The sequence below is a fragment of the Plantactinospora alkalitolerans genome (assembly GCF_015690345.1).
Lineage (GTDB): Bacteria > Actinomycetota > Actinomycetes > Mycobacteriales > Micromonosporaceae > Plantactinospora > Plantactinospora alkalitolerans.
The window spans coordinates 13,794-23,625 of record NZ_JADPUN010000251.1 but is presented as its reverse complement, the minus strand read 5'-3'; the positions used below and the strand labels follow the sequence as shown (position 1 = coordinate 23,625).

The window sequence follows — 9,832 nt, the reverse complement described above, 5'->3', positions numbered from 1 at the left end:
GCGAGGGACCGAGGGGTGTCAAGCGCCCGCGGGGGGTGCTGTGCCGAATGGCGCTGGCAGGATGCGGACAGCAACATGCTGCCAGCACCGGTAGATGGACTGCCGGCGACGGCGCTGTCAGGATGGCGGCAAGTTGCTCGTGGCTGGCCGAGATCCAGGTCGGTGGAATTCTCCCCGGGTCGCGGTCCGGGTGGGGAATGAACCCCCGGCGTCGTGTCCGGGCCGAACTCAACGGCCGACCGCGCAAAACGCCGGCGGATGTGGGACGGCGCCCGAAACGACCGACGGTGTGGGTTGGCAAACAATTCGGCGGCCGCTGGACGAAAACCATCACGGTCCTGGAAAAGCCTGAGGTGAGAAAATGGCTGGCGCTACCCTGGCCCACTCCGGTGTCGGCCACCTCGGCGAAGGTGCCGCCCCCCTCGGCGAACTCGTACACGAATTGCTCGACGACGCGGCAGAGCGCTTTCCCGACCGGCCGGCCCTGCGTGACGGTGGGGGAGTGTGGACCTGGGCCGAACTCGACGCGACGAGCCGTCGCCTGGCGAGCTGGCTGCGTGGGCGTGGCATCGGGCGGGGCGACCGCGTGCTGGTGCGGACCCGGCGACAGCGGGACCTCGTCACGCTGATGTTCGCGACGTTCCGGGTCGGTGCCGCGTTCGCGCCGATCAGTGTCCAGATGAAGCCGTTCCACCTTGCTGCCGTGGTCGCGGATGCCGAACCGGCGTTGCTCGTGCTCGACGAGCACGAGATGGACCTGTCGGGCGTGGCGGGCGCGGTCGCCCTGTCGGACGTGCTCGCCGCCGCCACCGGTCACGACCTCGACCGTTCGACGACCGGAGTGATCGGTCAGGACGTCGCGCTGCTGCTGTACACCTCCGGAACGACCGCGACGCCGAAAGCGGTCGTCTGCCCGCACCGCGCGGTGGTCTTCGCTGCCGCCGCGATCGCCCGGGTGCTTCGTTACCGGCCCGACGACGTGATCTTCTGCCGGCTCCCGCTCTCCTTCGACTATGGTCTCTACCAGGTGTTCCTCGGGGCGCTCGCCGGTGCCGAGGTGGTCCTCGCCGCGGACGCCCCGAACGCCGGGCTGCTCGCCAGCGTGCGTGCGGCCGGTGCGACGGTGGTTCCGCTGGTGCCGTCGGTGGCCACCATGCTGACCACGCTGGCCGCGCGGGACCCGCGCCCGACCGGGGTCAGACTGTTCACCAACACCGGTGCCGCGTTGCCCGCCCCGGCGGTCCGCCTCCTGCTGGATCGCTTTCCCGGCGCCTCGATCGCCCTGATGTACGGCACCACGGAATGCAAGCGGATCACGGTGCGGGAGCCGGAGGACGGTGACCTGCTGCGGCCGGACTCCGTGGGCCCGGCACTGCCCGGCACCGAGGTCCTGGTGGTCGACGAGGCGGAACGCCCGGTGCCGCCGATGACCGTCGGTGAGATCGTGGTGCGTGGCGGGCATGTGATGGCGGGCTACTGGCGGGCGCCCGAGCTGACCGACCGGACCTTCCGGCGCTCGCCCGAGACGGGGGAGGTCCGGCTGCACACCGGCGACTACGGCTATCTTCACCCGGACGGTGAGCTGGTGTTCGTGGGCCGCCGGGACGAGATCTTCAAGCGGAACGGGGTACGCGCGAGCGGAGTGGAGATCGAGGCGGCCGCCCAGGACATCCCCGGTGTCACGGGCGCGGCCCTGCTGCCGCCGGCGGCCGGCCGAGACATCGTCCTGTTCGTCGCCACCGACCTCACCCCCGCGCAGGTGCTCCGCGAACTCGCGATCCGGCTGGAGGCGGCGAAGGTGCCCACCGACTGCCGGGTGCTTCCGGCGATCCCGCTCACCGCCAACGGCAAGCCCGACCGGGTGGCACTCGCGGGTCGGCTCACCCGGTGACGGCGGCCGGTCCAGGGCAGTGGCCAGCCGGCACCCGGCCGGTCCTCAGTCATGCGGAATTATTCCGGCTTTGGCGGCGAGCATGCCCGCCTGGAACCGGCTCACCGAGTTGAGCTGCTTCAGCAGGGCGGCGATGTGCCGGCGGCAGGACCGTGGCGAGATACCCAGCCGGCGGGCGACCGCCTCGTCGGTCAGTCCTTCGGCGAGCAGCCGCGCGATGGTCTTCTGCATCTCCCCGGCGGCGTCCTGGTAGCCGGCCTCGTCGGGGCGGTGCGGCAGTGCGGCGCGCCACAGGCTCTCGAAGACGTCGCAGAGGACCCGGGCGAGCGGGCTGCTCCTGATCTCCAACGCTCCCTCGGCATCCGGCACGATCGCGATCTCGTTGTCGAACACGACGAATGGCCGTGGCGCCTGATCGGTGGTACGCACCTCGGCGCCGGCCGCGGTGATCTTCCGGATGTACGCCCGGGTGGCCAGGTCGGCCCGGGCGGCGTGCTGGTAGAGCACGCGCAGTCGGATACCCCGGCGCAGCACGGAGATGTCCCGGGCCAGCTCGGCGTCGAGGCTGTCGTCCCATCTGGTCCGGCGCGGGCGTACCGACGACACCTCCTCGCGGCACCGGTCGACGGCGACGTGCAGCGAGCCCAGGACCTCTGCGGTGTCCTGCAGCGTCCGTACCGTCGACGGTGGCTCGGTGCGCCGCCGTAGCCGCTCTTCGAACTGCGGACGCAACGGTTCCATCTGGGCTCGGATGCTGGTGATCAGGGTCTGCCTCTGGTGGATCTCGGCTTCCAGCGGCGAGATGAGCGATGCCGCCGCGATCTCGGGATTCAGCGGGGCGAACCGGTCGGGGTCGCCTCCGACCGGTCGGAGCAGGCGCAGGTCGACGAGCTGGTCGATCACCGCGCGCAGGTCCTCGCGGGTCATGTTGAGCACTGGTGCCTGTTCCGCACCACCGATCTGGCCGCTGTGCAGCGCGTGCGCGTACACGGCGGCCGCGGTGTCGCCGAGTTCGAGGTCGGTGGGGTGCGGTGCCGGCTGCGTACGCCACTCGTCCTGAGTGGACGCGGTGTGGTCGACGGGCTCGGATCCGCCGGTGTCGACGGCCAGAGACATGGAACGAGTCACATTCAACTCCTCGATCGGACCACACCGAGGCGGTGGCTCGCGCATCGCTGCTGGTCGCTGGCTGGCGGGTGGATCCACCGAGCGGATGTGCCGGTGTGGTTCGTCTGGATACGGGTGTTGTCAAGGGGGATGGCCAGACTGTGGAGGTAACCACAGTTCGACCGGTCGAATGGCGGTTGTCCGAGCCCTCGGCAGAGGAACCGGCTCGTTCCCTGCCGACGGCGTGGGCACGCTCCCATCACTTGCGGCAGTGTTGCCCGGAGCAGGTCACGCAAGCAATTGGCCAACCGGACTAGGCCGATCGGCCGTGGCCGCTCCGCCGGTTGTGACGGTCGCGACGATCGTCCATAGTGGGGGTCTCGTTCTCGGGGGCGGTCCCCGACCGCCGCCGTCACCCGGGTCGGGCTTCCCGGCCCGCCGGCTGGTTACCGCCCGGTCGGGCGCCACCTCATCGCGCCTGCCCGCAAGGGTTCCGCACTGTCCAGCCCATTCTCAGCCGCTTCTAGGGGGAGCCAGTCGTGACCGTCGTGGGAGTGGTGGGCGCCGGGGTGATGGGCGTGGGCGTCGCCCAGAACTTCGCCCAGACCGGGCACCAGGTGGTCCTTGTCGATGTCGACAAGGCGTCCCTGGAGAAGGCCCTGACGCAGATCGAGCGCAACGGACGGTTGAGCCGACTCGTCGGTGGACCGGCCGTCGACGTCGCCGCGATGATGGCCGCGATCACGGTGGACGTCGAGGTGGACGCGCTCGCCGAGGCCGACGTGGTGATCGAGAACATCACCGAGAACTGGGACCTCAAGCAGCAGCTGTACGGATCGCTCGACCGGGTGTGTCCGCCCCGGACGATCTTCGTCGCGAATACCTCCGCCATCCCGATCACCCGGATCGCGTCGGTCACCCGGCGGCCGGACCGGGTCGTCGGGGTGCACTTCATGAACCCGGTGCCGATGAAGTCCGCGGTGGAACTCATCCCCGGACACCACACTTCGCCGGAGACGATGCACCGCATCCGCGAGGTACTCGGCGCGATCGGCAAGAAGGCGATCGAGGTCAAGGACTCCGCCGGCTTCGTCTCCAACCGGGTGCTCATGCTCACCGTGAATGAGGCGGCCTGCCTGGTGCACGAGGGGGTGGCCGACGCGCCGACCGTCGACGAGGTCTTCCGGGAGTGTTTCGGCCACCCGATGGGCCCGCTGGAGACGGCCGACCTGATCGGGGTCGACACCATTCTCTACAGCGTAGAGGTGCTCTACCAAAGCTACGCCGACAGCAAGTACCGGCCCTGCCCGCTGCTCAAGCACATGACCGACGCGGGGCTGCACGGTCGCAAGACGGGCAAGGGCTTCTACAGCTACGACGAGTACGGACGGGTGCTCCCGGCCAGATAAGGCGGTCGTCAATGTCATCCGAGCTCACGCTCACCGAGATCCGGACGCAGGTCCGTGAGTTCATCGCCGGCCGGTACCCACAGCAGGAGATCGCCGACCACGACGACATCTTCGCGCTCGGCTACGTCAACTCCCTGTTCGCCATGGAACTCGTGGTGTTCCTGGAGAAGGTGTTCGGGGCCACGATCCCGAACCAGGAGTTGCAGATCGACAACTTCCGTTCCGTCGACCGGATGGTCTCCCTGTTCGAGCGCATGCGCTCCGGTGGTTCTCCGGCCGAGGCCGCCCCGGTCGCCGTCTCCGGATGAGGCCGGTGCCGGCCATCGCGGCAACGGCGACCGCCGACCCGTCGGCCCCGGTCGACCGCGCCTCGGCGGCCCGGTTCGTCGATCGCGAGGTCGTACCCCGGGTGGCCGAGTACGAACGGGCCGGACGGGTCCCCGAGGATCTGCTCGCGTCCGTGTCGGCGGCCGGTCTGTGGGCCCCGTTTCTGCCGGTCGAGGCTGGTGGGCAGGGCATTGACCTGCTCACGCTCGGCGCGGTCCACGAGGAGGTCGGACGGGGCTGCTCCTCCCTGCGCAGCCTGCTCACCGTCCACACCATGGTCGCCTGGGCGGTGCAGCGCTGGGGTGACACCGGACAGCGGACGCGGTGGTTGACCGGGCTGGCCTCCGGCTCGGTCCTCGGCGCGTTCTGCCTCACCGAACCGGAGGTCGGCAGCGACGCCACCCAGATCTCGACGAGCGCGCGACGCCGGGGCTCCGACTGGGTGCTCACCGGCATCAAGAGATGGATCACGAACGGACAGCGGGCCGACCTGTTCCTCGTCCTGGCCCGCACCGAGCGGGGTGTCGCCGCGTTTCTGGTGCCCAGGGACGCTCCTGGCGTCGAGGTGGTGCCGATCGACGGAATGCTCGGCACGCGCAGCAGCATGCTCGCCGAGGTCCGTCTGCGGGACGCCGTGGCCGGCCCGGACGCGCTGCTCGGGCCGGACGGGTTCGCCGCCGGCATGGTGATGACCGGCGTGCTCGATCTCGGCCGGTACAGCGTCGCGGCCGGGTCCGTCGGCATCGTCCAGGCCTGCGTCGATGCCTGTGCCGAATACACCACCAGCCGCCGGGTCGGTGGTGGACCGCTGCGTGACCTCCAGTTGATCCGGGCCAGGTTGACCGACATGGTGACCGACCTGTACGCGGCCCGCGCGCTCTGTGACCGGGCCGGCCGGCTGAAGGACGCCGGCGCTGCCGACAGTCTCATGGCCACGTTCATCGCCAAGTACTTCGCCTCTCAGGCGGCCGCCCGGCATGCCAGTGCCGCGGTGCAGATCCACGGTGCGGCGGGCTGCGCCGAGGACGCCCCCGTCGCCCGCTTCTACCGAGACGCGAAGGTCATGGAAATCATCGAGGGCAGCACGGAAATCCAGCAGATCACCATTGCCGACGAGGTGTTCCGGAGGGTTGTGAGATGACTACGGATAGTGCGGTGCGCGGCCCCGAGGTGCCGGATGCGCACCGACGTGGCCGGGTCAAGTGTGTGGTCTGGGATCTCGACAACACCCTGTGGAACGGCGTCCTGCTGGAGGGCGACGCATGCGACGTCCGGCCCGAGGTGGTGGAGGTGATCCGTCACCTCGACTCGGTCGGCATCCTGCACTCGATCGCCAGCAAGAACGACCGGGCAGCGGCCTGGCAACGGCTCACGGAGCTGGGCCTGACGGACCTGTTCCTGCACCCCGAGATCGGCTGGCAGCCAAAGTCGGAGTCGATCCAGCGGATCGCCGCGTCGCTCAACATCGGTCTGGACGCCATCGCGTTCGTCGACGACCAACCGTTCGAGTTGGCCGAGGTGGCGTACGCCGTACCGGAGGTGCTCCGCGTCGACGTCGTCGACCTCGCCGACGCGATCCGGTGGCCGGAGTTCGAGCCGCGGTTCGTCACGGAGGAGTCGCGCAACCGTCGGGAGATGTACCGGACGCAGAGCGTTCGCGCCGAGGCCGAGCGGGAGTTCGCCGGCACCAATGAGGACTTTCTTCGCAGCCTCGACATGGTGTTCACGATTGTCCACGCCGAGCGGGAGCACCTGCAGCGGGCCGAGGAACTGACGCTACGTACCAACCAGCTCAACTCGACCGGTCGCACGTACTCGTACGACGAACTCGACGCGATCCGGGTCCGCGACGACCACCTGTTGCTGGTCGCCTCGCTCACCGACACGTTCGGCAGTTACGGCACCATCGGCCTCGCGCTGGTCGAGAAGGGCGATCTGCACTGGGACCTGCGGCTGTTGCTGATGTCCTGCCGGGTGGTGTCCCGCGGAGTGGGCATGGTGCTCCTCAACCACGTCACGCGGCTGGCCCGAGATGACGGCGCGACCCTGCGCGCCGACTTCGTGGAGACCGGTCGCAACCGAATGATGCAGGTCACGTACGCCTTCGCCGGATTCCGGGAGATCGCCCGCGACGGGGACCGGGTGGTGTTGGAACGGGATGCCGACCTGGAGCTTCCGGAAGCCTCCTACGTTCGCCTGGTTACCGATCCGATCCGGACGGCGACGCCGTGACCGCGCGGACACCCTGGTTGCCGTTCGGCACCGGCACCAGGCCCCCCGGCGCGGTCCGGCTCGTCTGCCTGCCGCACGCCGGCGCCGGCGCCTCCGTCTACCGGGCCTGGTCGCAGGGGCTCGCCTCCACGGTGGTGCCGGTGCTGGCGCAGCCACCCGGTCGGGAGGGCCGGAGCTGGGACGAGCCGTACCGGGACGCCGAGGCGCTGACGGCCGACCTGGTGGAGGCGCTCGCGCCGGTGTTCGACGAGCCGTTCGCGGTGTTCGGGCACAGCATGGGCGCGCTGCTCGCCTTCGAGTTGGTGCGGGAGATCCGCAGGCGGGGTTGGCCGGCGCCCGAGCACCTGTTCGTGGCCGGGCGGCACGCGCCGCACCTGGCCGCCACCTCGGCGCCGCTGTACGACGTCAGCGACGAGGAGCTGGTCGCGGAGATGCGCGGGCTGGGCGGTACCCCCGAGGCGGTGCTGAACGACCCGGATCTGCTGGCCACCATCCTGCCGCTGCTGCGGGCCGACCTGTCGGTGAACGAGACCTACCGGTACGCCCCGGAGCCCCCGCTGGACGTGCCGGTGACCGCGTTCGCGGCCACCGCGGACCGCCGGGCCGGCCGGGAAGGGGTGGCGGCCTGGCGGGCCCAGACGAGTTGCGCGTTCACCCTGCATGTCCTGCCCGGTGACCATTTCGCCGTGGTGCGGCAGGCGGCGTTCGTACACTCCCGCATCGTCGACGGACTGGCAGCACGACTGGTCCCCGAAGCCTCCTGAGCCGACGTACCACCTCGAAACGTGGGAAGGGAATGTGCCCGGCGGGGCCGGCATTCCCTTCCCACGTCGTCGCGTGAGGGGTTCACAGCAGGTGAGAGCGACCCCAGCCGCGACGGATCCGCCAGCTCGCGACGGCGCCGAACACCACCGCCAGCGACAGCAGCACGCCGTTGGCCCGCATCATGGCGGTGACGTCGCCTTCCAGCGCGTAGCGGAAGGCGGACATCGCCCAGTATCCCGGCGACAGCGGCGCCGCCATCCGGGCCCAGTCCGGCATCAGGCTCAGCGGTACGAGGGCGCCTCCGAGCACGGTGAGCGCGAGGCCACCGATGTCGTAGAGGACCGCGAGTTCGCTGTGGCTGCGGGCGAGCGTGCCCAACGCGGTTCCGATGCAGAGCAGGGTGACCACCCAGAGGCCGACTGCCGCGGCGAGCAGGAGGATGTCGCGTACGGGGAGCCCGAACAGCAGCGCCCCGAAGGCGAGGATCAGCACCTGCTGGAGCACCAGGATGACGAACGAGGGCACCACCTTGCCCGCGATCAACTCCCAGGCTGCGGCGGGCGTGACCCGTAGCCGGTCCCAGGTGCGCCACACCCGTTCGGTGAGGATGGCGGAGCCGACGATGGAGAGGGCGAGCAGCGAGAACATCACCAGCATCCCGGCGACGATCTGGGTGGTGCCGGCGGCGGCTCCGCTGCCGGAGAGCGCGGCGCGGTACAGCGGGTGCAGCACGGCGATCAGGATCAGCGGCATGAGCAGCCGACTGATCACGGGGCCGGGCTCGCGCAGCAGCAGCGTCGTGTTGAGGCGGACCAGGGAACCGACCCTGGTCCAGACGGCGGAGTCGGTCACGGCGTGGTCACCTCCAGCGCCCGGTACAGGTCGTCCAGGCTTGGCTTCCGAAGGTCGACAGAGGCAGGTACGTGGCCGTCGGCCAGTAGCTCGGCCAGGGTCTGTGCCGGATCGGCGGACGGGATCCGCAGTTCACCGTCCACGACCTCGCCACGATCGCGAAGCCGGTCGGGTACGGCGTCGGCGAGCCGGACACGTACCTCGCCGACCAGCCCGGACAGCAGGGTGGCCTGATCACCGCGGGCAACCACGCGGCCGTCGCGGATGACCGCGAGTGTGGCGTCCAGGTCGGACAGCTCCGGCAGGTAATGGGTGGTGTACACGATCGCGGCGCCGGCTTCGGCCCGTTTCCGGACCGCGGCCAGCAGGGACTGCCTGGTCGGCGGATCGGCCCCGGCGGTGGGTTCGTCGAGCAGCATGAGGGCGGGCGCTCCGAGCATGGCGCTGGCGACCTGGACCCGCCGCTGCTGGCCGCCGGAGAGGAGACCGACCGGCCGGTCGAGCACCGCGTCGAGCTGCATCTCGGCGATGGCCTCGGCCATGGCACTCGCCAGCGCGGCACGGCGCAGGCCGACCAGGCCACCGAACAGGCGCAGGTTCTCCCGTGGGGTGGCGGAGTAGTACAGGGAGATGTCCTGTGGGGTGAATCCGATGTGGCGCCGGACCTCCCGCGCCTTTCGCCGGATGTCGATGCCCAGCACCCGGACCTCGCCTTGATCGGCCCGGGTGAGGCCGGTGACCACCTCCACGAAGGTGGTCTTTCCGGAACCGTTGGCACCAACGAGTCCGACAATCTCTCCGGGCGCGACCGTCAGGTGGAATCCGTCCAGCGCGGCCACCGAGCCGTACCGTTTGACCAGATCCGTGGCGACAAGACTATCGTCAGACATTCGCCTTGACACCGGTCCCTTGCCTATTCGGCTGACCGTCCGGCAAATTCTCTGGCATGTGCGAACCATGTATCTGGCGCCGGATCCGCCATTCCGTCGCAATGACCGCTGCCTCGACGCGGGAACCGACGCCGAGTTTGAGGAGGATTCGAGCGACGTGCTCTCGCGCGGTGCGCTCAGAAATGCCGAGACGGGCCGCTACGGTGCGGTTTGTCTTGCCGTCCTTGACAAGCTCCAGTACCTCGAGCTCGCGCTTGCTCAGGGGAAGGTTGTCCGAAAAATCACGCTTGGATTGTGTGTTGAGCTCAGGCTCTGGCATCCTTGACTCCCCCGTGCGAGATTCGATGATCAACCGTTTG

General features: G+C 69.7%; 10 protein-coding genes. 6 read left to right on the top strand and 4 right to left on the bottom strand.

What is annotated here, in order from left to right:
- Positions 1 to 361 precede the first annotated feature (361 nt).
- Positions 362 to 1,891: a class I adenylate-forming enzyme family protein gene (locus I0C86_RS28260; RefSeq protein WP_196204344.1), complete on the top strand. Its 1,530-nt coding sequence runs from the start codon at positions 362 to 364 to the stop codon at positions 1,889 to 1,891.
- Positions 1,892 to 1,936: 45 nt separating this feature from the next.
- Here the strand turns inward: I0C86_RS28260 and I0C86_RS45205 are convergent, their stop codons facing one another.
- The gene (locus I0C86_RS45205; protein ID WP_196204343.1) at positions 1,937 to 3,019 is read right to left on the bottom strand and encodes a helix-turn-helix transcriptional regulator; all 1,083 of its coding nucleotides are present in this window, start codon (positions 3,017 to 3,019) and stop codon (positions 1,937 to 1,939) included.
- Between the two features lie 518 nt (positions 3,020 to 3,537).
- Here I0C86_RS45205 and I0C86_RS28250 point away from each other — a divergent pair.
- Genes I0C86_RS28250 through I0C86_RS28230 form a run of 5 tightly spaced genes read left to right on the top strand, consistent with a single transcriptional unit; the run spans position 3,538 to position 7,730 of the window.
- On the top strand, positions 3,538 to 4,407 hold the full coding sequence (locus tag I0C86_RS28250) for a 3-hydroxyacyl-CoA dehydrogenase family protein (protein ID WP_196204342.1): 870 nt from the start codon (positions 3,538 to 3,540) through the stop codon (positions 4,405 to 4,407).
- A gap of 11 nt (positions 4,408 to 4,418) precedes the next feature.
- Complete coding sequence (locus I0C86_RS28245; RefSeq protein ID WP_196204341.1) at positions 4,419 to 4,715, top strand: acyl carrier protein; 297 nt, start codon at positions 4,419 to 4,421, stop codon at positions 4,713 to 4,715.
- Positions 4,712 to 5,875, top strand: coding sequence for an acyl-CoA dehydrogenase family protein (locus I0C86_RS28240; protein ID WP_196204340.1), 1,164 nt, complete (start codon positions 4,712 to 4,714; stop codon positions 5,873 to 5,875). The genes I0C86_RS28245 and I0C86_RS28240 overlap by 4 nt, the downstream gene beginning before the upstream one ends.
- Positions 5,872 to 6,966, top strand: a complete 1,095-nt coding sequence (locus I0C86_RS28235) for an HAD-IIIC family phosphatase (RefSeq protein WP_196204339.1) — start codon at positions 5,872 to 5,874, stop codon at positions 6,964 to 6,966. Before I0C86_RS28240 ends, I0C86_RS28235 begins: the two co-directional genes overlap by 4 nt.
- A complete protein-coding gene (locus I0C86_RS28230; protein ID WP_323373884.1) occupies positions 6,963 to 7,730 on the top strand; it encodes a thioesterase II family protein in 768 nt (255 codons plus the stop codon). The genes I0C86_RS28235 and I0C86_RS28230 overlap by 4 nt, the downstream gene beginning before the upstream one ends.
- 82 nt (positions 7,731 to 7,812) lie before the next feature.
- Here the strand turns inward: I0C86_RS28230 and I0C86_RS28225 are convergent, their stop codons facing one another.
- Genes I0C86_RS28225 through I0C86_RS28215 form a run of 3 tightly spaced genes read right to left on the bottom strand, consistent with a single transcriptional unit; the run spans position 7,813 to position 9,792 of the window.
- Positions 7,813 to 8,583: an ABC transporter permease gene (locus tag I0C86_RS28225; RefSeq protein WP_196204338.1), complete on the bottom strand. Its 771-nt coding sequence runs from the start codon at positions 8,581 to 8,583 to the stop codon at positions 7,813 to 7,815.
- Positions 8,580 to 9,473, bottom strand: a complete 894-nt coding sequence (locus tag I0C86_RS28220) for an ABC transporter ATP-binding protein (protein ID WP_196204337.1) — start codon at positions 9,471 to 9,473, stop codon at positions 8,580 to 8,582. Before I0C86_RS28220 ends, I0C86_RS28225 begins: the two co-directional genes overlap by 4 nt.
- Positions 9,466 to 9,792, bottom strand: a complete 327-nt coding sequence (locus I0C86_RS28215; protein ID WP_196204336.1) for a helix-turn-helix domain-containing protein — start codon at positions 9,790 to 9,792, stop codon at positions 9,466 to 9,468. The genes I0C86_RS28220 and I0C86_RS28215 overlap by 8 nt, the downstream gene beginning before the upstream one ends.
- Positions 9,793 to 9,832: the final 40 nt, after the last annotated feature.